Annotated in this window: 19 protein-coding genes; 4 read left to right on the forward strand and 15 right to left on the reverse strand. The window is 69.7% G+C overall.

What is annotated here, in order from left to right:
* Nucleotides 1-17: 17 nt before the first annotated feature.
* The 12 genes from QHF89_RS07050 to QHF89_RS07105 all read right to left on the reverse strand — a co-directional run bounded on the left by QHF89_RS07050 (nucleotide 18) and on the right by QHF89_RS07105 (nucleotide 12,884).
* Complete coding sequence (locus QHF89_RS07050; protein ID WP_136965841.1) at nucleotides 18-815, reverse strand: outer membrane protein assembly factor BamD; 798 nt, start codon at nucleotides 813-815, stop codon at nucleotides 18-20.
* Nucleotides 812-2,620 carry a BatD family protein gene (locus QHF89_RS07055; protein WP_284720181.1) on the reverse strand — a complete coding sequence of 603 codons (1,809 nt, stop codon included), beginning with the start codon at nucleotides 2,618-2,620 and terminating at the stop codon, nucleotides 812-814. Before QHF89_RS07055 ends, QHF89_RS07050 begins: the two co-directional genes overlap by 4 nt.
* A gap of 92 nt (nucleotides 2,621-2,712) precedes the next feature.
* A complete protein-coding gene (locus tag QHF89_RS07060) occupies nucleotides 2,713-3,804 on the reverse strand; it encodes a tetratricopeptide repeat protein (protein ID WP_284720182.1) in 1,092 nt (363 codons plus the stop codon).
* The gene (locus QHF89_RS07065; protein ID WP_136929409.1) at nucleotides 3,791-4,891 is read right to left on the reverse strand and encodes a vWA domain-containing protein; all 1,101 of its coding nucleotides are present in this window, start codon (nucleotides 4,889-4,891) and stop codon (nucleotides 3,791-3,793) included. Before QHF89_RS07065 ends, QHF89_RS07060 begins: the two co-directional genes overlap by 14 nt.
* Entirely contained in the window at nucleotides 4,888-6,024 is a 1,137-nt protein-coding gene (locus QHF89_RS07070) for a vWA domain-containing protein (protein ID WP_136965839.1), read from the reverse strand. The genes QHF89_RS07065 and QHF89_RS07070 overlap by 4 nt, the downstream gene beginning before the upstream one ends.
* Nucleotides 6,021-7,130, reverse strand: coding sequence for a hypothetical protein (locus QHF89_RS07075; RefSeq protein ID WP_136965838.1), 1,110 nt, complete (start codon nucleotides 7,128-7,130; stop codon nucleotides 6,021-6,023). The genes QHF89_RS07070 and QHF89_RS07075 overlap by 4 nt, the downstream gene beginning before the upstream one ends.
* Nucleotides 7,127-7,990, reverse strand: coding sequence for a DUF58 domain-containing protein (locus tag QHF89_RS07080; protein WP_136965937.1), 864 nt, complete (start codon nucleotides 7,988-7,990; stop codon nucleotides 7,127-7,129). The genes QHF89_RS07075 and QHF89_RS07080 overlap by 4 nt, the downstream gene beginning before the upstream one ends.
* Before the next feature lie 146 nt (nucleotides 7,991-8,136).
* Nucleotides 8,137-9,123, reverse strand: coding sequence for an AAA family ATPase (locus QHF89_RS07085; RefSeq protein WP_136965837.1), 987 nt, complete (start codon nucleotides 9,121-9,123; stop codon nucleotides 8,137-8,139).
* 166 nt (nucleotides 9,124-9,289) lie between these two features.
* Nucleotides 9,290-9,607 carry a p24 family protein gene (locus QHF89_RS07090; RefSeq protein ID WP_136929413.1) on the reverse strand — a complete coding sequence of 106 codons (318 nt, stop codon included), beginning with the start codon at nucleotides 9,605-9,607 and terminating at the stop codon, nucleotides 9,290-9,292.
* A 130-nt stretch (nucleotides 9,608-9,737) separates the two neighbouring features.
* Entirely contained in the window at nucleotides 9,738-11,237 is a 1,500-nt protein-coding gene (gene gcvPB / locus QHF89_RS07095) for an aminomethyl-transferring glycine dehydrogenase subunit GcvPB (protein ID WP_136929414.1), read from the reverse strand.
* A 43-nt stretch (nucleotides 11,238-11,280) separates the two neighbouring features.
* Nucleotides 11,281-11,856: a hypothetical protein gene (locus QHF89_RS07100; RefSeq protein ID WP_136965836.1), complete on the reverse strand. Its 576-nt coding sequence runs from the start codon at nucleotides 11,854-11,856 to the stop codon at nucleotides 11,281-11,283.
* On the reverse strand, nucleotides 11,853-12,884 hold the full coding sequence (locus QHF89_RS07105; protein WP_136965835.1) for a tetraacyldisaccharide 4'-kinase: 1,032 nt from the start codon (nucleotides 12,882-12,884) through the stop codon (nucleotides 11,853-11,855). Before QHF89_RS07105 ends, QHF89_RS07100 begins: the two co-directional genes overlap by 4 nt.
* A 109-nt stretch (nucleotides 12,885-12,993) precedes the next feature.
* On the opposite strand from QHF89_RS07105, the gene QHF89_RS07110 reads away from it, so the two are divergent.
* Nucleotides 12,994-13,545, forward strand: coding sequence for a hypothetical protein (locus QHF89_RS07110; RefSeq protein WP_136965834.1), 552 nt, complete (start codon nucleotides 12,994-12,996; stop codon nucleotides 13,543-13,545).
* Here QHF89_RS07110 and QHF89_RS07115 read toward each other — a convergent pair.
* Complete coding sequence (locus QHF89_RS07115) at nucleotides 13,497-14,120, reverse strand: hypothetical protein (RefSeq protein WP_136965833.1); 624 nt, start codon at nucleotides 14,118-14,120, stop codon at nucleotides 13,497-13,499. The genes QHF89_RS07110 and QHF89_RS07115 overlap by 49 nt on opposite strands.
* A gap of 174 nt (nucleotides 14,121-14,294) precedes the next feature.
* Here QHF89_RS07115 and QHF89_RS07120 point away from each other — a divergent pair, with 174 nt between their 5' ends.
* Together QHF89_RS07120 and QHF89_RS07125 are read left to right on the forward strand one after the other, a co-directional pair.
* A complete protein-coding gene (locus QHF89_RS07120; protein WP_136965832.1) occupies nucleotides 14,295-15,206 on the forward strand; it encodes a DUF2726 domain-containing protein in 912 nt (303 codons plus the stop codon).
* A 141-nt stretch (nucleotides 15,207-15,347) separates the two neighbouring features.
* Complete coding sequence (locus tag QHF89_RS07125; protein ID WP_136965831.1) at nucleotides 15,348-16,124, forward strand: SCE4755 family polysaccharide monooxygenase-like protein; 777 nt, start codon at nucleotides 15,348-15,350, stop codon at nucleotides 16,122-16,124.
* Between the two features lie 14 nt (nucleotides 16,125-16,138).
* On the opposite strand, the gene hemL is transcribed toward QHF89_RS07125, so the two are convergent.
* The gene (hemL, locus tag QHF89_RS07130; RefSeq protein WP_136965830.1) at nucleotides 16,139-17,413 is read right to left on the reverse strand and encodes a glutamate-1-semialdehyde 2,1-aminomutase; all 1,275 of its coding nucleotides are present in this window, start codon (nucleotides 17,411-17,413) and stop codon (nucleotides 16,139-16,141) included.
* Between the two features lie 110 nt (nucleotides 17,414-17,523).
* On the opposite strand from hemL, the gene QHF89_RS07135 reads away from it, so the two are divergent.
* The gene (locus QHF89_RS07135) at nucleotides 17,524-19,245 is read left to right on the forward strand and encodes a flavin monoamine oxidase family protein (protein ID WP_136965829.1); all 1,722 of its coding nucleotides are present in this window, start codon (nucleotides 17,524-17,526) and stop codon (nucleotides 19,243-19,245) included.
* A 9-nt stretch (nucleotides 19,246-19,254) separates the two neighbouring features.
* On the opposite strand, the gene QHF89_RS07140 is transcribed toward QHF89_RS07135, so the two are convergent.
* Nucleotides 19,255-20,373: an alpha/beta hydrolase gene (locus QHF89_RS07140; protein WP_136965828.1), complete on the reverse strand. Its 1,119-nt coding sequence runs from the start codon at nucleotides 20,371-20,373 to the stop codon at nucleotides 19,255-19,257.
* Nucleotides 20,374-20,453: the final 80 nt, after the last annotated feature.

A 20,453-nucleotide genomic window follows, 5' to 3' on the forward strand; every position in this document is an offset into this window, starting at 1 on the left:
CGGTCGCCAGGCGGACGTTACGGCGAGAGCAAGCGGACGCTGCCGCCCGAGACCCATCCCTCCGTCGCGCCCCACCGCACGTGAACGAGCCCGCCGCGCACTTCGCCGACCTCGACAGCGTGCGCCTCCGGGATCGGATCGCCACCGAGCGCCGTGCCGTGATCGTCGACGAGGTGGACCTCGGGCACGACGATGACACCCGCGCGTGTCGTGAGCCGAAGCCTGCGCGCGGCGATCGTGAGCGGCAAGAACACGAGGAGGAGCACGAGCGCCGTCGGCGCCATGATGCGGCCCGCGACCGAGAACGCAGCGGCGCGGCTCCGCCGGAGGAAGAGGCCGATCGCGAGGAGGATCGAAGCCGCGAGCGCGAGCAAGCTCCACGCGCGCTCGGACGCGAGGCCGAGGACGGCACGATCGAGCGTGGGCCGCACCGTCGTCGCGTCCTTGCCGTGCCGCGCGCGCCTCCGCACGACCTCCGCGCGCACGAGGTCGAGAGCGTGATCGGCCTCGATGTCGGAAGGACGAAGGCGGAGCGTCTCCTCGAAGGCCGCCGCGGCGCGGCCGAGATCCCCGGGTCGATCGGCGCCGGCGCGCACGCGCGCGACATAGGCGAGGCCGCGACCGAAGCTCGCGTCGGGGTGCACGAAGCCCATGTCGGCGAGGGCCTCGAAGCGCTCGATCGCCGTGCTGTACGCGCCGCGGCCGAGGGCCTCGGTGCCCTCGTGATGGAGTTCTTCGGGCGTCGCCGCGCGCGCGACGCTCGCGGACGCGAACCCGAGCACGAAGGCGATCGCCGCGGCCTGCCCGCGCCTCATCCCCGCGCCCTCCCGGAGACGGCGAGGAGATCACGCACGGCCGCGCGTCCGCGTGTCGAAAGCTCTTCCAGGCTCGACGCGCTCGCTCCCGGATCGAAGCGAAGCGCCGAAGCCTCGTCGAGCAGGCGCCGCGTGCGCGTCGCGAGGTCTTCGGGGACGCCCGCGTCTTCGAGTTCGGTCGCGAGATCGTCGAGCAGGATGCCGCGCGATTCGAGCGTGGTCGCGGCCTTGATTGCGTGGTGGATCGCGCGCTCGACGGCCGCCGAGAGGGCCTTCGTGTCGCCTCGCCCGCGGGCTTGATCGGCCTCGTCGAGCGCGACGTTCGCGAGGCGCTCGGGCGAGGAAGCTCCCGCGGCTCTGCGGGATCGGAGGCGCCGCGCGCCCGCGGCCGCGGCCGCGAGCATGCCGTACGCGAGAGGCGGCGCGGCGATGACGACGTAGAGGCTCGCGCCGTCGAAGAGGGGCGCGGAGGGCGCGACGAAGGCGCCGAGCGTGGCGCGCGGGGCAGGGAGGGTCGCGAAAGGATCGGCCTCGCCCTTCGGCGCCGCGGGATCGGCGCCGGGCGCGGCGCTCGGGGAAGCGCTCGCGGACGATCGAGGATCGGGCGCGACGTCGACCTTGCCGAGTTCGACGCTCGCGACCTCGTACTGCTTCGACGAGGGATCCCAGTACGGGAGATTGATCTTCCCGAGATCGACCTGGCCCGCCTCCTGGATGCGGACGACGTAGCCGAACGAGCGATACCCCGCGATGATCGCGCCTTGCGGGCCGATCGACTCGCGCTTCTCGGGATCGAGCCACTCGACGCCCGTGCGCGCCGGCACCGCGAGCGTCTGCGGGAAGTTGCCGTTGCCCTTCACCTGCACGCTGACCGCGATCGATCCGCCCTGCGTGAGGCGGCGTGGCTCGACGGTGGCCGAGAGCGAGAACCGACCGACGTCGCCGAGGACGTAGCCCGGCGGGCGGCCCGCGCGCGGCGGCTCGGTCACGCGCACGACGATGTCCTCGCTCGACCGATCGACCAGGCGGCCGACGCGTTGGCCCGAGAATTTGATGGTCATGGGTCCGACGTGCAGATCGCCCGTGCGGACCGGGAAGAGCGCGACGCGATCGATGAGGCGCGCCATGTACGTCTTGCCGCCGGCGCGCGTGCGGAACGGCGGCTCGAAGCCGGGCGTCGAGATCATCGACATGCGGATGAAGTCGGTCATCGACGCGTCGTGCGCCGGCGCCATCTCCACGTTCACGCGCTGGTAGACGTAAAACGACACCGTCACCTGCTCGCCGACGACGGCCTCTTTCTTGTCGGCGCGCGCATGCACGAACACGTATGGATCGGGCGCGGTCTTTAGCTCGAGCTTCTCGTCGAGCGCGGGCTGCGGCTCGTCGTCGTCGTCGTCGTCCGCGAAGGGATCGTGGCCGCCGCCGAACCCGAACTGCCCGAAGATCCCAGGACCGCCCGGCAAGAGGAACGGGCTCTGCGGCCTGCGTGAGCGGCCCGTCGAGGGGACGACCTCGACCTCGACGGTCTGTCCAGAGAAACGTTTCCCCGACCAGAGCACGCTCGGCGCGGGGATCTTCACGCGGCCCGGTGCGTTCGAGACGAGCTGCCAGCTCGCGTCGATGCCGAGGCGCGTGTTGCCGTTGATCGAGACCATCGAGGTGCCGACGGCCGGGCCGCCCTGGATCGTGGCGCCCGCGGGCGGCGCGAGGCGCGGATCACTCGGCATGGGCTCGCCGGGCGGGACGAGCGCGGAGAGCTGGATCGAGAAGGGCTCGCCGACCTCGACCTTGCGCGCGCTCACGCGGGTCGTGACCTGCGGTTCGGCGTGCGCGATCGTTGCGACAGAAACGATCGCGGCCTGCGCGGCCAGAGCCCACGCGCGCGCCCCGGCCCTCACTTGTCCTCCATCACGCGCCCGCGCCGCGTGCCGGCCTTCATCTTGGCCTCCTGCTCCTGGTAGGTCGGCGCCTCTTCGAAGCGGTCGAGGATGCGATCTTCCTGGCCCGGCTGGGGCTCCGGCGAGGCTGGTTGCGGCGGCGGAGGCGGCGACTGTCCGCCGTCCTGGCCCGCATCCTGGCCCGCGTCCTCTCCGCCGTCGCCACCGCCGTCGTCGCCCGCGTCTTTCCCGCCGTCGTCTCCTGCGTCCTCGCCCGCGTCGTTGCCGCCGTCGGACCCATCCGAGCCATCGGATCCATCGTCGCCGTCGGTGCCATCACTCGCGTCGTCGCTGCCGTCCTGGCCTGCGTCCTGGTTCGCGTCCTGATCGGCGTCCTGGCCCGCGTCTTTCTGATCCTCGATGCGGCGCAGCGCGATGGCGCGGTTCCACGCGGCGTCGCGCCCGATGCCGTCGGCGGACGCGTCCTCGGGCAAACCCGGAATGAGCGCGAGCGCGTCGTCGTAGTGGCGCACGGCTTCCTCGTACTTCTTCCGCAAGAATTCGAGGTTGCCCGCGAGGTAGTGCGCGCGGGCGCGGAGATCGATCGGGACCTTCGGATCCTCGGCGATCGCACGCACGACGATGAGCGCGCAGTCGACCTCGAGCGAGCGCATCGCGGCGAGCTGCTCTTCTTCGGGGCCGCCGTCGCTCTGCTCCTCCTCGCCGAAGCGCCGGCCGTACTTCTCCGCGACCGAGAACAGCACGAGGCCGAGATCAAACGAGCCGTTGTATTTCTGGCGAACGGCGTCCGGCAGCCCGAGGCCCGCGTCCGTACACGGCCCGGTGCCGAGGTAACTTTCGAGGGCCTGCTCGGCCGATTCGAAGCGGCCCGCGTCGAGATCGGCGAGGGCCTGATCGACCGCGGGCGCGTTGCGTTCGAAGGGCGAGCGAGGATCCCACCCGCTGCATCCGGACGCGAGCCAGGTCGCGCCGCCGGCGACGCAAGCGAGCGTGAAGACGGCGATCGCCGCGGTCTTGGCGTGGTCGCGGAGCGCGCTCGATGCACGCGCGGCGCGGGCGACGCGCTCTTTGCGATCAGGCCGGGACACGACGCGCCTCCTTTCGTTTGCGCTCGCCGGCGCGCGGGATCGGCTTCGGCGCGGCCCTTCGGCGGAGGATCCGGAGCGGCGCGTCCGTGATCAGCGCCTCGGCCACGAGCAAGAGGATCGCGAGCCCGAGCGGGTAGTAGTAGACGTCGGCGTAGACCGTCTCGATCTTCTCGGCGAGCTCGCTCTTCATCTGCTTGCGCAGATCTGCGGCGATCCGATCGATCCCGGTCGTGCCCTTGTCCGCCACGATGATCTCGCCCCCGGGCGTCGACGTGGCGATCGCCGCGAGCTGCTTCTCGCCGTTCACGGTGAGCGCCGTCGTGAGGGGTTTTCCGTTCCGGTCCGTCCGGAACCCGACGACGCGGCCGTCCTCGCCGACCTCGGGGATCCGCTCGGGCGTGCGGCCGCCGATCTGCACGACGTGCACCGTCGTGCCCTCGGCGCCGAGCTGGCGCGCGACGCCGGCCGGATCCCCCTCCAGATCCTCGCCGTCCGTGACGAGCAAGATGATCCGTTTGTGCTCCGACGATTTCGGATCCCGCTTCAAGAGGTCGCGCGCGAGGGTGAGGGCGCGGGCGATCGCGGTGCCGCCGATGGGCATGTCGTTCGGGTCGAGCTGGCGGAGGAACTGCGCGACCGCGGCGCCGTCGGCGGTGAGAGGAAACCCCATCGGCTCGCCGGCGAAGGCGACGGCGGCGAAACGCGCGCCTTCGAGCTCCTTCACGAGCCGCGCGACCTCGACCTTCGCCCGGAAGATGCGCGAGGGCTCGACGTCCCGCGCGTACATGCTCTTCGAGTAGTCGAGCACGAGGACCACGTCGACGTTCGTCGCTGGCACGAGGCGCGTCCCCTTGCCGTACTGCGGGCGCGCCGCCGCGAAAAACGCGAGCGCCGTGGCCATGACGAGGAGGACGGCCTTCCATGCGCGGCGCACGGAGGGATCACTCGTGCGCAGCGCTTCGATGCGTTCGAGATCGCCGAAGGCTTGGGCCGCGCGCCGCCGGTAGATCGCGCCGAGCGCGAGCAGGACCGCGACGAGGGCGGCGAGGGCCGTGCAGAAGAGGAAGACGGGCGCGCCGAAGATCACGGGAACCTCCGGAGCAGCCACGCCCGAAGCAACGCGTCGAGGCCCACGAGCACGACACCGGGCACGAGCAGGAACGGAAAGAGATCCTCGAACGAACCGCGGCTCGCCTCGAAGCGGGTCTTCTCCAGCTTGTCGAGCACCGCGTGCATGCTCTGCGCGAGCGCCTGCGCGTCGGTCGCGATGTACGCCTCACCGTTCGTGGTCTTGGCGATCCACTTGAGCAGCTCGGGGTTCACGGGGTAACGGCGGCGCACGTACCGCGGCTGGCCCAGGGGATCGAAGCCGTCTTCGACGTCGACCTCGTCGTCGTTGCCGATCTGGATCGTGCTGATCTGCGCGCCTACGCTGGTCGCGAGGTGCGTCGCGTACTGCGGCGAGACCAGGCCTTCCTTGTTGTCGCCGTCCGTGAGCAGCACGATCACCTTCGAGTGCGCGTCGCTCCGGCGGAGGCGCGCGACGGCCGTGGCGAGCCCGTCGCCGATCGCCGTGCTCGATCCGTCGATCACGTCGAGCGTCATCTTGCCGACGAGTTCGCTCAGGAGGTGGTAGTCGAGCGTGGGCGGCGAGAGGACATACGCGCTCTTGCCGAAGACAACGACACCGATGCGGTCGGTCTTCCGGCGCGAGATGAAGTCCTGAAGGACGATCTTCGCCGTATCGAGCCGCGTGAGGCGCTTGCCGCGCGGCAGCGAGATCCGGCCTGGCAGGTCGCCCGGCTTGGCGTCGAGGATCGCGCGCATCGAGCCCGAGAGGTCGAGCGCGACCACGATGTCGATGCCTTTGTCGTCGCTGCGCTCGTCGCGCAGGATCGAGATCGGGCGCGCGATCGCGGTGACGAGCAGCGCGACCGACACCGCGCGTAGCACGCCCGGCAGATCCCGGAGCTTTGCGCGCACGCCGCGTGGACCCGTGACGAACGGCAGGACCGTGCCAATGCGCAGCCGCGGCGTACGCTGGTCCTGCCCCGCCGTGCCCCACCAGAGCAGGAAGGGGACGATCGTCAGGCCGAGGAGCAACCACGGCAGCTCGAAGCTCGCGCTCTCCCAGGCGTCGCGTCGCGAGAGGAAAGGCCACGCGAGCGCGAGCGCGAGCACCACGAGGGTTTGTAGGAGGACGAGGGCGAACCGCTTCATGCCGACCCTCCCGCAGCTTCTTTGCGGCTCGTGGCCTCCCCGGATCCCGCCTGGGGCGGGGTCGTGTTGCGCACGATCGTGATGCCGCGATCGAGCGCCGCGAGGCAGTCATTTTCGCTCGGCACGACACGCGCGAACTTCACGAGGTCGGCTTCTTCGAGGAAGCGCGTGATCGTGTCGAGCCCGCGCACCGGCGGCCGCACGCGCGCGAGCGTCCGCTGCATCTCGTCGGTTGTGCTTTCGAGGCCGTCGAAGCCGTACCGCGCGCCGAGGTACTTGCGCACGCAGTCGCTCACGCGGTCGAAGTACTCGTCGTTGCGGCCCTCGGCGATCAGCGTCGAGGCGCGGATCGCTTCGAGCTCCTCGATCGCAGCGATCCACGGCAGCTTGGGCGCCACGTACGGCACGGGCTTCGGGCGACGTGACCACCGTAGGAAGAGCCACGCGCCGATCGCCGTGAGGATCGCCCCCACGAGCGCGCCCACCGCGAGCTGCTTGGCGAGCACCCACTCCTCGCGTTGCGATCTTCCCTCGGGGTTCGGTCGGACCTTTGGATCGAGCTCGTTCGCGATCGGATCCTCGACCAAGATCGGATGCGGCGCCGTGCAGACCGTGACGAGATCCCCGCTCGCGCGCGCCAGCGTGATCGGCACGGGCGGCAGCATCATCACGTTGCGGCCGGGGTTCTTTGGCAGGGCCACGAACGGGATCGTCAGCTTCGTCGTGGAGGACGTCTCGCCCGCCTCCGTGACCGCGATCGGGCCTGCGCCGCCGTCCGGGTCGGGCAGGACGAACCCTGCCTCTTCGAGCGCCTTGTACTGATCGCTGCTGCGCTCGACCCGAACCCCGCCGGGCATCACGGTCTCGCCCTTGCCGTGCACGACCGTGATTTCGAGCGGCGCGGCCCAGCCGCTCGTCCCGCGCTCGGGGAAGGTCTCCGTGATCTTCGGCCGGCTCGCGCCCTCGGGGACACGCTCCACGCACGACGCCCACACCCGCGCGCCCGCGTCCGCGTCCGTCTCTTCGGCCAGCACCGGGCGCGCTGCCGCGAAGGCCATCACCGCGGCTGCGAAGGCGAACGCCGCGAGGCGCCTCGTCGTCATCATCGCCGTGCCCTCCTCGCGCGCTTCGCGAAGAGCTGACGCAGCGGCTCCACGTAGCTCTGGTCCGTTCGGATCGTGACCGTGTCGACCGCGAGCTTCTTGAACAGTTTGTCCCGGTCGCGCCGCATCTTCCGCATCTCGGCCGCGTATCGCTCCCGCACCTTGCGATCCGAGGTGTCGACGAGCACCTGCTCGCCCGTCTCCAGGTCCTCGAACGTCGCCAAGCCCACGTCCGGCAGCTCCGCGTCGCGTGGATCCTCGATCACCACCGGGATCACGTCGTGCTTGCTCGCCGCGAGCGCGAGGGCCCGCTCGTAGCCGTGGTCGAAGAAGTCGCTTACGACGAACGCGACGCTCCTCCGCTTCTGCACCTTCGAGAGCGTCTCCAGCGCGACCCGCAGGTTCGTCCCCGCGCTTTCCGGCTCGTGCCCCAGGATCTCGCGGACGACGCGCATCACGTGTTTGTCGCCCTTCTTCGGCGGGACGATCTTCTCCACGCGGTCCGTGGCCAGCACGAGGCCCACGCGGTCGTTGTTGCGGATCGCGCTGAACGCGCAGAGCGCGCAGATCTCCGCCGCGACCACGGCCTTCGAGGCCCGCCGCGTCCCGAAGAGCTCGCTCTCCGACGCGTCGACCACGAGCATCACGGTCATCTCGCGCTCTTCGGTGAAGACCTTCACGAAGGCCTCGTTCATGCGCGCCGACACGTTCCAGTCGATCCAGCGCACGTCGTCGCCGGGGTTGTACGCGCGCACCTCGCGGAACGAGAGCCCTTGGCCGCGGAACACCGACGAGTACGACCCCGAGAGCTGCTCGTTCGCGAGGTGGCTCGTCTTGATCTCGATCACGCGCAGCCGCTTCAGGAGGTCCGCGGCGCCGGCCTTCGCGCCGTCCTTCTTGCTCGCCGCTTCGTCCGGCGGGGGCTCGTCGCCGAGCCCGAAGAACGCACGGAGGCGCTCCCCGAAGCTCGGGCCCTTCGTCGCCCCTTTCTTCGTACGGCCGCGGGCCTTCACGGCACCTCGACCACCTCGAACACGCGCCGCACGACCTGCTCGGTCGTCACCTCTTCGGCCTCGGCCTCGTACGTGAGCACCATGCGGTGCCGCAGGACGTCCGGCCCCACGGCCTTCACGTCCTCGGGCGTCACGTACCCGCGGTGCCGCAAGAACGCGTGCGCCCGCGCCGCCAGCGCCAGCGCGATCGAGGCGCGCGGGCTCGCGCCGTACTCGATCATGCTCGCGAGCTCCTTCATGCCCTTCTGGTTCGGCTCGCGCGTCGCGAAGACCACGCCGACGATGTAGTCCTTCACGCGGTCATCCATGTAGACGTCGCGCACGACCTTGCGCGCGCTGACGAGCGTCTCGGGCTCGATGATCTTGCTCGCGCTCGCCTCGATGAGCCCCGTCGTGCGGTCGATGATCTGCCGCTCCTCCGCGCGGGTCGGGTACCCGACCTTCACCATCAGCATGAAGCGATCGACCTGCGCCTCGGGCAAACGGTACGTGCCCTCCTGCTCGATCGGGTTCTGCGTCGCCATGACCACGAAGGGATCGGGCAGCTTGTAGGTCGAGTCGCCGATCGTGACCTGCTTCTCCTGCATCGCCTCGAGCAGCGCGCTCTGCACCTTCGCCGGCGCGCGGTTGATCTCGTCGGCGAGCACGAGGTTCGCGAAGATCGGACCGAGCTTCGAGGAGAACTCGCCCTTCTGGTGGTTGTAGATGACTGTGCCGATCACGTCGGCCGGCAGCAGATCGGGCGTGAACTGGATGCGCGAGAACTTCGCGTGGAGCGCGTCGCAGAGCGTGCGGACCGTGAGCGTCTTCGCGAGACCCGGCACGCCTTCGAGCAGGACGTGCCCGCCCGTGAGCAGGCCGATCAGGATCCGCTCGACCATGTAGGTTTGCCCGACGATCACCTTGCCGACCTCGGCGATCAGGTTGTCGACGAAGGCACTCTCTTTCGCGACGAGCTCGTTCAGGGCGCGGACGTCGTGCATGGCATGAACCGGGAAGGTTGTCTGGGCGGGCGTTGCCGCATGGCCGTCGTGGCTCGATCCCGCGCCTCGCGCGCGTGATCATCGTGCGGCGTGCACATAGCAAGGCTCGCGGCGCGTGGACAGGCGCGGCGGCGCCTTTATTCCCGAAAGCGGCGCGCGGCGCTCGCTACATCGCCGAGATCACGTTGAGCACCGCGTTTCCGCGAATCTTGCCGTAGAGCTGCCAGATTTCGATCTTGTATGCGCCCGGGGCCGAGGCGGTGAACTCGATCGGCGGCGCGCTCTGCGGCTTTCCCGTGGGGAGATCACGCAGGACCCGCTCGATGATCACCTTGCCCGAGGGCGACTTGATCCGGACGTTGAACGGGGGATCCGCGTCATCGTCCGAGCGGAAGACGAGCTTGACCAGGTCCCCCACGCGCGCGGGGTCGGTCTTGCAGATCGTCTCGATTTCTCCGACGTTGTCGGTGATGGTCCGGGACACGTCGTTGCTCGTTCAGGCCTTCACGCTCTGATACGTCGCCCGCTCCGCGGTGGGAGCGAGCGACCGACGGACGACATTGTACGCACGGACAACCCCGGTTCGCGAATTTGGGGCGAACCGGAGCCCGTGGTCAGCCCGCCTGCGGCCGCCAGCGCAGCCGCGGCTGCCGCGCCGCGCGAGCCTCGTCGAGCCTCCCGACGACGGTGTTGTGCGGCGCACCTTTCACGAGGGCCGGATCTTCCTGGGCCTCGCGGGCGATGGCCTTCATCGCGTCGATGAACTCGTCGAGGGTCTCCTTCGTCTCGGTCTCGGTCGGCTCGATCATGAGCGCGCCCGGGACGACGAGCGGGAAGTAGATCGTCGGCGCGTGGAAGCCGTAGTCGAGCAGGCGCTTGGCCACGTCGAGCGTCTTGACGCCCGTCGCCTTCTCCAGGTCGACGTCGCTCAGCACGACCTCGTGCATGCACGCCTCCGGCACCGGCGCGGCGTACGTGTCCTTCAGCATCGCCCACAGGTAGCGGGCGTTCAGGACCGCGAGCGCGCTCGCCATCTTGAGGCCCTCGCCGCCCATCTCGCGCAGGTACGTGTAGGCGCGGATGAACATGCCGAAGTTGCCGTAGAACGCGCGCAGACGGCCGATCGAATGCGGGCGATCCCGATCGAACGCGAACGTGCCGTCGTCCTTGCGCACGAGCACGGGGCCGGGCTGGAAGGGCTCGAGGTGCTTCTTGAAGCAGACCGGGCCCGAGCCGGGGCCGCCGCCGCCGTGTGGCGTGGTGAAGGTCTTGTGCAGGTTGATGTGGATCACGTCCACGCCGATGTCGCCGGGGCGCGCGTGGCCCATGATCGCGTTCGTGTTCGCGCCGTCGCCGTACACGAGGCCGCCCTTGCCGTGCACGATCTCGATGATCTCGGGCAGGTGCTTCTCGTAGACGCCGAGCGTGTTCGGGTTCGTGATCATGAGGCCGCAGACGTCGTCGCCGCCTTCACGCTCGATCGCGGCGAGGACCTCTTGCGGCGTGACGACGCCGCCGGGGTTCTTCTCGATCTTCACCGCGACGAGGCCGTTCAGCGCGCAGGAGGCCGGGTTCGTGCCGTGCGCGCTCTCCGGGATGAAGACCTTCTTCGGGCTGCGCCCCTTCGACGCGTGGTAGGCGCGCATCATCATGAGCCCGGTCAGCTCGCCCTGCGCGCCTGCCGAAGGCTGCAGCGAGCAGGCGTCCATGCCGCTCACCGCGGAGAGCATCTGCTGCACGTGCCACATGACCTCGAGCGAGCCTTGTGCGAGCTCGTCCGGCGTCTCGGGGTGCATCTTCAAGAAGGCCGGGATGCGCGCGGCCCACTCGTTGATCTTGGGGTTGTACTTCATCGTGCACGACCCGAGCGGATAGAGCTGCGAGTCGATGCAGAAGTTCCACTGCGAGAGGCGCACGAAGTGCCGGAACGCCTCGGGCTCGCTCACCTCGGGCAAACCCGCGGCCTCCTTGCGCGCGAGCGCGCCGAAGTGCGCGGCCGGATCGACGTCCGGCACGTCGAGCGGGGAGAGCGAGGCGCCCGAGCGCCCCTTCGTCCCACGCTCGAAAATGGGGGGCTCGCGGAACTTGATTCCTTGCGGTTGAGGTCGTGCCATTTCGCAATCTCGCTCGGGCGAGGGAACGTCCCCGAGCCTCCTGTCAGGGGTTCGCCGGCTCCTCGGGCGCGCCCTGTTCCTTGTTCTCCGAATCCCAGTCGCCGCCGCCGATGTCGGAGGCTCCCGTGCCGCCGATCGACGCGAGGTCCGGGTTCACGTTGCGCTGCTTGACCGCGTCCCAGGGCTCGCCGACCTCGTCCTTGTCGAAGCCGATCTCGCCGGAGAACGTGTCGTCGACGTTGTCACCCGTGGGGCGCTTGTACTTGAAGTAGCCGCGGCCGTTCTTCGCCGCGTTGGGGCCGACGAGGCCCGTGGTGTACTCGGTCCACTCGAACTTGATGACATCGCCGGTGGCTTCGCCCTTCAGCTTGCCCCACTTGTCCTTGTGCGGACGGATCCACTTGCCCTCGACCGCGTTGCCGTCCTGAACGAGGTGCAGGTAGCCGTAGAGCTCGCTGAAGTAGACGCCGGTCCAGCTCGCGCCGGCCGGCAGGTCAGCAGGCTGCAAATCCGGGGCTTTTGCGCCTCCCGAGCCACCTGCGCAGCCCACCGTGGAAAGAGGAGCGCTCACGAGCGCCATCGCCGTCACGACCAACCAGAGCGAACGCTTCCATTTCATGGGGCCGGGAGCCTAGCACAGGCAGGTGCGCCCTCGCGCGAGCCTCGAAACGAGAGTCGAGCAAGGAGCGGGCCCACAGAGACCCGATGATCGAGGGCGAGGACCGGGGCACCGCCGAGCCGAGGCGGGAGCTTGGTAGCGCACCGAGCCGTGGTGAGCCAGGCATCGAGGCCAAGGTCCCGGGCACGATCGAGCGTCGCCGTGTCGAAGCGGGCGTGGTCGGCCAGGCAAACGACGGCGCGCGGGTGGATGCCCACACGGTCGAGCGCAGGAAGCAAGCGATCGGGGCGCGCGATGGCCACGAGCAGGCCGACGCAGCGTGAAGCGAGGGAAGCGAGGTCGTGACGGCGGCAGGCCGTGTCGAGCGCGCCTTCGATCGAAGAGGCGAGCGAGAGGGCGGACGCGGGCAGGGCAGGCGAGCGCGCGTCGCCGAGCGCGACGACGTGATCGGCCGCTTCGAGCAGCGCAGAGGCAGGGGCGCGGAGATCCCCGAGCGGAGGGCAAACGCCGGCGCCGAACGGAGAAGCACCGTCGAGCACGAGCACGGCATCGTCGAGGCGACGCGGCGAGGTCTGGAGGAGGCCGTCCACGACGAGCAAGGTTTTTCCGGACCGTACCGCGAGTGCGAGGGCCTCCGCGCGTCGCTTCGCCACGAAGACGGGCGTGTTCGTGGCGGCGAGCGCGCGCGCCGCGCAGAGCGCGTCGTCGCCGACGAGGTCGACGACGTCCGTCGGCAGGACGCGGCGCGGCGAGGCCACGCGCGCACGGTAGCCGTGTCCGATCAGCGCGACGTCGTGGCCTTCGAGCGCGAGCGCGCGCGCGAGCTCGATCGCGACGGGCGTCTTGCCCGCGCCTCCGAGAACAGCACCGCCGACGCCGATGACCCGCGCGCCTTCGGGGAGCGTCACGGGGCGCGCAACACGCGCGGCGGCGATCGCAGCCCACGCGCTCGCGAGCGCGCGGCCGGGCAGGGAAGGCTCGATCCCACGCTCGAGGCGTCGCGCGATGCGTGCGCGGAGGGCGTCCATGGGGCTCGCCCCGAAACGTAGCGCGCGGCGCGCGGGGCTGCGACGCTGCGCGTTCGCTGTCGACGGCACGCGCGGGATCGCGTAGGGCAAAGGGCGTGGAGGTTCGTCGATGAAACGTTCGTCCTTCTGGATCGCGGTCCTCGGGCTCTCGGCTTTCGCGGTCGTCACGCCCGCGCGTGCGGACGTGGTCGGACCGCCGCCGGACGACTGCCCCGAGGGCACCGAAGGCGCGACCTGCCACGGCGGGCCTTATTGCAGCCCCGTCGAGTGCACCTCCGACGCGGAGTGTGGCAACGGCGAGACGTGCAAGGACAAACCGCTTTGTATCTCCACGATCTCATGCGCCGGGCTCTTGCCGCCCGACGCGAACCCCATGGACTACGAGCGCACGAAGGTCGAAAGCCAGTGTCCCGCCGGCAACGAGTGCACCCAGGGCGCGACCTGCAAGACGCAGAAGGTGTGTGTCCCCGCGGCGTCCTCCTCGGGCTCGGCGTCGTCGTCCGGCAGCGACGGCGGGTGCGGGTGTCGGCTCGCGCAGGGCGCGCCGCTCGAAGCCTCGTTCGGGGCGCTCGCGCTCGGGGCGCTCGGGGCTGCGACCTTCGCACGCCGCCGTCAACGCGCGGAGGCGGCGTCGCGCGCTTCGCGGCAGCGGCGAGCGTAACCCGAGGCGAGCGCGTCGATGCCCGGCGCGCCGTCGGGGTGCGTGCGCAGGTAGTCGAGCACGAGCCCCTCGCGCGCCGCCTCCGGCGCCTCCCAGTAGGCCCCTTCGAACTCGTAACGCACGCGCGCCGACGAGCCGACGCCAAACGCGCGGCGCAGGCCGAGCTCCAGCGACAGCGCAGCGGACTCCGCGGCGAGCGCGCGCTCCGTGATCACCTCGCAGCTCTCGTCCTCACCGCTGCGCGGCTCCACGCGCAGCCCCTCGGCCACGTGCGTGAGCAGGTGCCCGACCCGCGCGGCGGCCTCTTCCGTTCCAAGCGCCTCATCGATCAGCACGGCGCCCGACGTCGTCACCGACGACACGCCGATGCGGCCGAAGCAGAATGAGACCCCGCCCTTCGCGAGCGCTTGGTCCCTCGCGCGCGCCCCCGCGGGCACTTCCCCGAGCTTCGCGAGGATCGCCTCGGCCCGCGCGTCGTCCGCGCGAAACCCTGCGGGGCACGTGCTCGCGCGTGGCGTCTCCGACCTGCATCCGAGCGTGAGGCATGGAGCAAGAACGAAGAGAACGAAGAGCACGAGTGCAACGTGAAGGCTGTACGCGCGCGGCGTGACGATGCCGCGCTTTCGCGGGCGAACCCCGGGACAAGGTGGGTCTTCTGGGGATCCTGTAAAGAGAATCACCTTGGATCGCTGTCGTCTCCGGTTGCGGTCAGCCGCGCTATCAGCCTACCGTAAGCAAGCGGTCGCGCGATGAACGGAAACCTGAAGAAGCTCGTTCACCACACCGAAGAGGCAGTAAGCTTCGGACTTTCGACCGTTTGCAAGAGGCTCGGCGCCGGCGTGCTGATGCGCGTCAAAGCGCAGGACGTCTTTCGAACGGAGGGCAACGGGCTTTCGGAGGAGCTGCTCCAGTTCGTCTCCCGCGCCACGTTCGACTTTCTCGCGGTGGATGCCGAGCGCACGCCGCTCTTCGTCGTCCAGTTCGACGGCACCTCGCACCCGACCGACGTGGCGAGCGTCAAGCAGCAGCAGGAGAACGAGATCTGCCGCAAGCTGCTCCTGCCGCTCGTCCGCGTGCACGCCTTCCACCTCTCGAAGAAGCACCACAGCGTCGAGCTCATGACGTTGATGCTCGAGAGCTGGTTCGCCTCGAAGGGCATGCCGAGCGGCGGGGAGAAATCGCGCTCGTTCCGCAGCGGCGAGATCGATCTCTTCGGCACCGCGGGGCCTGGCTCGACGGCGTCGCTCTCGGCCACCTCCGCTGCTTCCGCGGCGGAATTCGATCCGACCTCGGGCGCGCTCGGCGACGTGCGCAAGAACATCCGCCGCATCTACGAGTCGGGCAAATGCAAGAGCCCCGTCGCTTCGTCCGTGATCGGCGTCGACGCGGCCGGAAACTTCCACGCCGTCGGGTTCGTCCGCGTGACCGACGAGGCCGTGGCGAGCTCGAAGATCGCGATGCGCAACCAGCTCTTCCCCGCGACGACGAACACGCTCGTCGACGAGATGCTCCTCTACGAGCTCTATCAAGAGCTGCTCGAATGCATCCGCGGCCGCGGCCGCCTCGTCTCGCGCGCCGAGCTCGGCGCTACGATCGCGGCCTTCCGCATGCGTTACAAGGTCAAGGCCATCCCGCCGAGCATGCCGCCCGGCTCTTTCTGAGCCTGCCGCGTTCTCGCCCGGCTGGGTTTTTCCTTTCGCGACGGCTTTGCGTGATGTGTTCGCGCGCCGCGAGCGCCCCGTCCGGGGTGCCTCTCCCTTCGCCCACGTGACTCGGGTACCCTCGACGCGTCCGAGGTGACCATGGATTCCCGAGCTTCTGCCCTTCTCGCCTTCGCCGCGGTTCTTTTCGCCGGTTCGAGCGCCTTTGCCCACGCCGTGCTGATGAACCCGCCACCCCTCACGAACGACGACAACGCGAAGAGCGGCCCTTGTGGCTGCTACTTCGGCGCCGGGCCCGAGGATCCCGCCGAAGACAGCTCCGCCTCGGCGTGCCCGGCCTCGGGCTACAAGGTCACCGACCTCGTCGTGGGACAGACCGTCCAGGTCACGTGGAAGGAGACGGTCAACCACAACGGCAAGTTCCGCGTGGCGATCTCGACGAAGGCGATCGAAGCCGTCAAGCGCGCCGATCTCGACGCCTCGGTGTTTTACGAGGGCAACGACGCGAACTCGCAGTCGGGTGGGCTCGTGAGCACGACGATCACCGTGCCCGACACGCCTTGCGAGAACTGCGTGATCCAGCTCCGCCAGTACATGGAAGGCGCCTCGAAGCCTTATTACTACTCCTGCGCCGCCATCAACATCGTCGACCCGAACGCGAGCGGCAGCAGCGCGTCGAGCTCGACGGCAGCTTCGTCGTCGAGCTCGACCGGCGCAGGCGGCGCGGGCGGCGCAGGCGGCGGCGGCATGGGCGGCTCGATCCCGGACGACGTCGGCCCCGGCCCCGCGCCTTTCCAGGAGAACCAGCCGTCCGGGATTTGCAGCGCTTCGCCTTCGGCGCCTGGATCTCCCGCCGCGCTCGCGCTCGTCCTCGCCGGCCTCGTGGCCCGCGTGGCGCGCAAGAAGACGCGGCGGTGAGGGGATAGGCGCGATCAGCCGAGCGACGCGCGCGCGGCCTCGACCGTGCGCGTGATGTCCTCGTCGGTGTGCGCCGCCGAGAGGAATGCCGCCTCGTATTGCGACGGCGGCCAGTAAATGCCCCGCGAGAGCATGCCCGCGTGCCAGGCCGCGAAGCGCTTCGTGTCGCTCTGCGAGGCCTCGGCCCACGACCGCACGGGTTTGTCGTTGAAGAACAGCGTGATCATCGAGCCCACGCGCTGCACCGTGGCCGGCACGCCCGCCTTCGCGGCTGCGTCCTTGAAGCCCGCTTCGAGCGCGGCGCCGAGCCTCTCGACCTTCTCGTACACCTCGGGCACGAGCCGCTCGATCGTCGCGAGCCCGGCCGCGACCGCGACGGGGTTTCCGCTCAACGTGCCGGCCTGGTACACGGGCCCGAGCGGCGCGACCACGTTCATCACGTCTTCCCGGCCGCCGTAGGCCGCGAGCGGCATGCCGCCGCCGATGATCTTGCCGAGCGTCGTGAGATCCGCGCGCAGGCCGTAGCGCTCCTGCGCGCCTCCGCGCGCGAGGCGGCAGCCCGTCATGACCTCGTCGAAGATCGAGATCGCGCCGTGCTTGCGGCAGAGCGAGAGGATCGCTTCGAGGAAGCCGGGCTCGGGCGGCACGCAGCCCATGTTGCCGACGACGGGCTCCACGATGACGGCCGCGATTTCGCCGCCGTGGGCCGTGAAGAGCGCTTCGAGCGCCGGGATGTCGTTGAACGCGAGCGTCAGCGTCGTCTTCGCGGTGCCCTCGGGCACACCGGCGGAGTCGGGGACGCCGAACGTTGCGAGGCCGCTGCCTGCTTTGACCAGCAAGTGATCGGCGTGACCGTGGTAGCAGCCCTCGAACTTCACGATGACGTCGCGGCGCGTGAAGCCGCGCGCCACGCGGATCGCGCTCATCGTCGCTTCGGTGCCGGAGGACACGCAGCGGAGCTTCTCGATGCCCGGGTAAAGCGCGCGCACGGCCTCGGCGAAGCGCACCTCGCGGGATGTCGGCGCGCCGAACGAGAGCCCGCTCTCTGCGGCTTCTTGCACGGCGCGGATCACGTCGGGGTGCGCGTGGCCGAGCAGCGCCGGTCCCCAGGAGCCCACGTAGTCGACGTACTCGCTGCCATCCTCGCCGAAGACACGCGCTCCCTTGGCGCGGGCGATGAACACGGGGTTCCCGCCGACAGCGCGGAAGGCGCGGACGGGGCTGTTGACGCCGCCGGGGATGACGGCGCGCGCGCGCTCGAAGAGGGCCTGAGAGATCGTGTCGGACATGAGGTCGGTGACTATGCGCGCCTTGGGTTCGGGGGCAAGTCCGAGGTATCCTGCGGCGGGCTTTCTTCGCGCCGCGGCGCTTCGCCGCTGCGTTTTTCCCAGGGGAATCCATGGCGAGAACACCGCTCTTTCGATCCTTGTCCCGCCTCCTCCAGATCAGCCGGGCCGCGCGCCAGACCGGCATCCCCGCATCCGAGCTCCTCGCGATGCAGCGCGAGCGCGCGACCTTGCCGCGCCGTCGTTTCCTGGAGATGAGCGCCGCGGCGCTCACCTTGCCGATCGCCGCGAGCGCGTGCGGAGGCGAAGATCCGCCGAAGCCGCCGCCCGCGGGGGAGCCGACGATCGCCATCGTGGGCGGCGGCATCGCGGGCCTGCACTGCGCGTATCGGCTGAAGAAGCTCGGCGTCACGGCGACCGTGTACGAGGCCTCGAAGCGCATCGGCGGCCGCATGTACTCCGACCGCGCGACGTTCCCCGACGGCCAGCACTGCGAGCTCGGCGGCGAGCTCATCGACACGGGCCACGAGACGATGCACGACCTCGCGGCCGAGCTCGGGATCGACCTGCTCGATTACAAGGAAGACGATCCGAGCCTCGAGCACCTCGTCGCCCACTTCGGGGGCACGAAGCTCACGGAAGCCGAGATCCTGTCGGGATTCGAGCCCATCGCGGCGAAGATCGACGAGGCCCTCGCGACGCTCACCGATCAGGAAGACCTCTTCGTTTATTACGACAAACCGAACGGCGGCGAGGCGCTCGACGCGCTCTCGCTCTCGGCGTGGCTCGATCAGATCGGGACGAGCGGGCCGGTGCGGACGTTGCTCGAGGTCGCGTACAACATCGAGTACGGCCTCGAGCCCGACGTGACGAACGTGCTCAACATGATGTTCCTGATCTCGACGGACACCTCGTCCTTCGACGTCTTCGGAGACAGCGACGAGCTCTTCCACGCGAAAGACGGCAACGACACGTTCCCCACGCGCCTCGCCGAGGACCTGAACCCCGAGCAGATCGAGCTCGAAGCGGCGCTCGTCGCGCTCCGCGAAGAGGCGGACGGGCGGTACGTGCTCACGTTCTCGCGCGGCAGCGGCACGTTCGAGGTCACGGCGGATCACGTGGTGCTCGCGCTCCCGTTCACGAAGCTGCGCGAGGTGACGCTCGACGTCGAGCTGCCCGACGCGAAGAAGCGCGCCATCGCCGAGCTCGGCTACGGTACGAACGCGAAGCTGATGGTGGGTTTCTCCTCGCGCCCGTGGCGCGACGCCGGGTCGAATGGCGAGACGTTCTCGGATCTGCCGTACCAGTCGACCTGGGAGACGAGCCGCCTGCAGCCGGGCGCGAGCGGCATCCTGACGAATTTCACCGGCGGCAATCCAGGCATCCAGATCGGCATGGGCACCCCCGAGGAGCGCGCGGCCGAGTTCCTGGATCAAATCGACCAGGTTTTTCCTGGAACCAAAGCGGCCCACAACGACAAGGTCGCGCGGTTCCACTGGCCGACGCACCCGTTCACGCTGGCGAGTTATTCGGCCTACAAGGTCGGGCAATACACGACGATCACCGGGGCCGAATCGCTGCGGGTCAAGAACATCCATTTCGCCGGCGAACACACGAGCCTCGACGCGCAAGGCTACATGGAAGGAGGCGCGCTCTCGGGGGCGATCGCCGCGGACGAGATTGCCGGGGATCTGGGGATCTCGACGCAAGCACTCTTGCGCGGGCAGGAGGAGCGGCCGCGATCGTTGTGGCTGCCGGGTGATCGCATTCTCGCGCGGGCGCGGGCGGCGCGCACGCATCGACGGTGGAAGACGGCCCTGCGACGGGCGCGCTGATTCGATTCGTCAACCGCGCCCACATCGCGCCACGGCCGACAGCATCTTCAAAAGCGTCGCCCCTTCCCGCACGAGCGCCGGCACGCCGCGCAGCGTCGTCCCCGCGTCCGCCTTGTGCGTATGCCCGTACAGCCCCGTCACGTGAATGCCCTGACAAACGCCCGCGGGCAGGCGTTTGGCCAGGGCGAACGCTTGTTCGTATGGGATCACGTCGTCGTCCGCGCCGTGGATGAAATGCACGGGGCAGCGGATGTCCCCGAGCAGCGGGCCGGGATCGAGCCACGTGAACGCGTCGCCCGATCGGCCGAGCGCCGCGTCGACGAGCGCCTTCGTGTCGCCCGAGACGCCCGTCGCGGCGTAAAACAAGGGCTGATGCGCTGGCGCGAGCTCGTCCGCGACCGCCCGCGCAATGACTTGCCATTTCCCGTCGACCTTCATTTCGGGCCGCCCCCACGTCGCTTCCACGTATTTCCGCAAGGCGGCGACGAGCGGGGCCGGATCGTCGGGTTTGTCGTGGAGCCAGGGCAGGAGGTTCATGAACACGACCGGGCGGTTCAGCGGGTCGTGCGCCGCGCCGGGGCGACCGTGAATGCAGAATCGCAGCGTGTCCCCGAAATCGGCATATCCGCCGAAGACGATCAAGGTTCCCACCTCGGAGGCGAGGCGCGAGCGCGCCGCGAGCCAAAGCGAAGGGAGTGATCCGAACGAAATGCTGAAGACGCCCGGCCGACCCGGCGGGCGGCCCGGGAGCGCGAGCAGCGCCGAAAAGGCGCGCGAGAGGTCGTCGAAGACGCCTTCGCCGAGCACGAGCGAGGTGAAATCGGGCAGGCGCGGCGCGAGCACCGTGAGGCCCGCGGTTGCGAGGATCCGCGCGAAGCGATCCATCCGCGGATCGAGCGGGCCGAGGTAATGGAGGCCCGGCACGAGCAGGAGCGAGCCCACCGGCGTTTGGCGCCGGGATCGATACACGAAGGCCGAAAAACCTCGCTCCCCGGCGCGGCGACCTTCGAGGGAGAGCTCTTCGCGCGTGACGTCGTGGGGCGCGGCCTGCCCGTCTGTCCAGGGGCCGAGCCAGCGCCCGAGCTCGATCATCGTTCGTAGGTCCACGAGCGGCCGCACGCGCGACATATTTCTCCTTTCGCGAGCCAGCACCCGCGACGCCCACGACGATAGCCTTGGTCACGCCCCCTGGAAAACGCGTGTGCCAC

It is taken from the genome of Polyangium sorediatum (assembly GCF_029946465.1).
Classification (GTDB): Bacteria; Myxococcota_A; Polyangia; order Polyangiales; family Polyangiaceae; genus Polyangium; species Polyangium fumosum.

Excerpts from the sequence above, each read along its gene's own strand:
- QHF89_RS07050 (WP_136965841.1), bottom strand. The coding sequence starts at position 815 with ATGAGGCGCGGGCAGGCCGCGGCGATCGCCTTCGTGCTCGGGTTCGCG.
- QHF89_RS07110 (WP_136965834.1), top strand. The coding sequence starts at position 12,994 with ATGAAACGTTCGTCCTTCTGGATCGCGGTCCTCGGGCTCTCGGCTTTC.
- QHF89_RS07140 (WP_136965828.1), bottom strand. The coding sequence starts at position 20,373 with ATGTCGCGCGTGCGGCCGCTCGTGGACCTACGAACGATGATCGAGCTC.
- QHF89_RS07135 (WP_136965829.1), top strand. The coding sequence starts at position 17,524 with ATGGCGAGAACACCGCTCTTTCGATCCTTGTCCCGCCTCCTCCAGATC.
- QHF89_RS07070 (WP_136965839.1), bottom strand. The coding sequence starts at position 6,024 with ATGAAGCGGTTCGCCCTCGTCCTCCTACAAACCCTCGTGGTGCTCGCG.
- QHF89_RS07105 (WP_136965835.1), bottom strand. The coding sequence starts at position 12,884 with ATGGACGCCCTCCGCGCACGCATCGCGCGACGCCTCGAGCGTGGGATC.
- QHF89_RS07125 (WP_136965831.1), top strand. The coding sequence starts at position 15,348 with ATGGATTCCCGAGCTTCTGCCCTTCTCGCCTTCGCCGCGGTTCTTTTC.
- QHF89_RS07100 (WP_136965836.1), bottom strand. The coding sequence starts at position 11,856 with ATGAAATGGAAGCGTTCGCTCTGGTTGGTCGTGACGGCGATGGCGCTC.
- gcvPB (WP_136929414.1), bottom strand. The coding sequence starts at position 11,237 with ATGGCACGACCTCAACCGCAAGGAATCAAGTTCCGCGAGCCCCCCATT.
- QHF89_RS07120 (WP_136965832.1), top strand. The coding sequence starts at position 14,295 with ATGAACGGAAACCTGAAGAAGCTCGTTCACCACACCGAAGAGGCAGTA.
- hemL (WP_136965830.1), bottom strand. The coding sequence starts at position 17,413 with ATGTCCGACACGATCTCTCAGGCCCTCTTCGAGCGCGCGCGCGCCGTC.
- QHF89_RS07075 (WP_136965838.1), bottom strand. The coding sequence starts at position 7,130 with ATGATGACGACGAGGCGCCTCGCGGCGTTCGCCTTCGCAGCCGCGGTG.
- QHF89_RS07085 (WP_136965837.1), bottom strand. The coding sequence starts at position 9,123 with ATGCACGACGTCCGCGCCCTGAACGAGCTCGTCGCGAAAGAGAGTGCC.